At 75.7% G+C, this 1,093-nt stretch carries 2 protein-coding genes; both read left to right on the top strand.

Features of this window, described 5'->3' with window-relative positions; all coding sequences use genetic code 11:
• On the top strand, nucleotides 1-204 hold a 204-nt coding region (locus tag H5J30_RS35060; protein WP_181791834.1), incomplete at its 5' end, for an ABC transporter ATPase.
• A 197-nt stretch (nucleotides 205-401) separates the two neighbouring features.
• Nucleotides 402-1,093: coiled-coil domain-containing protein (locus tag H5J30_RS35055; RefSeq protein WP_181791833.1), on the top strand; the 692-nt coding region annotated here is incomplete at its 3' end.

The following is a 1,093-nucleotide window of genomic DNA, read 5'->3' as shown; positions in this document are numbered from 1 at the left end:
GCCCGGCTGTGGGCACTGGTGGCGCAGGCGTGCGCGGCCGTTGCCGCGGCCCCGTCGCCGTCCCCCCTCGCCGTCCAGGCGGCGGGCCGGGCGCTTGACGCGGCGCGGCGGCAGGAACGGGCCTCGTCCGTCGCGGATCTCCAGGACCAGGCATGGACGTGGGCCGAGGTGGCCCTGGCCTGCGCCGCCACCGGCGCCGAGTAGCCGCACCGTACGACAGGCCGCCGCCGTGTACGGCGGCGCGGCCGCCGACGCGGCCATCGTGCCGCCCGTTCGGGCGAATTGCCGACACCGCGCGTTTCGAACGCCCTACGGGTGACCTGCGTCGGCACCGCGGCGCCGACATCGCGCCCCAAGGCGGTTCTTGGTCGGCGCGTAGTCGCGTGGTTACTGTCTGCCGCGTGTCAGCACATCGACGATCCACCCGGCCCTGCGGTGCCGGCCGCCTGCGTACCGGCGTCCTCACCGCCGCCGCGGCGGCGGCGCTGTCCGGCTCGCCCGCCGTCTTCTCCGGCCTCTCCGACGCGGCTCTCGCCGCCCCCGACGACCACGCCGAGGCCAGGGAGCGCGTACACGACCTCTACGCCCAGGCCGAGCGGGCCACCGAGAAGTTCAACGCGGCCAGGGAGCGCGCGGAGGAACTGCGCCGCAAAGCGGAGCGCATGCAGGACCGCGCCGCCCGCGACCTCGCCCGGATCAACCGGATGCGTACCGAACTCGGCTCGCTCGCCGGTGCGCAGTACCGTTCCGGCGGCATCGACCCGAACCTGACCCTGATCCTCTCCGAGAGCCCGGAAGGGTACCTGGAGAAGGCCGCCACCCTGGAGCGCATCGGCAACCTGCAGAGCGGCCGGCTGCGCCAACTCGTCGGCCTGCAGCGCCGGCTGGAGCAGCAGCGGGTCCGGGCCCGCGACACGCTCGCCGAACTGGAGCGCGAGCGCGACGCGCTGGCCGGGCACAAGAGCGAGGTCACCGACCGGCTCGCGAGGGCGCGGCAGCTCCTCAACTCGCTGCCGAAGGAGGAGCGCCCCGAGACCCGGCGCAGCCGCGCCTCCCGCTCCGCGCCGACGCCCGACTTCGGCTCGGCGCCCGC

The organism is Streptomyces phytophilus, assembly GCF_013870535.1.
GTDB lineage: Bacteria > Actinomycetota > Actinomycetes > Streptomycetales > Streptomycetaceae > Streptomyces > Streptomyces phytophilus.
Note: the sequence above shows the minus strand (reverse complement) of the source record. Positions and strands in the feature narration are given on the sequence as shown.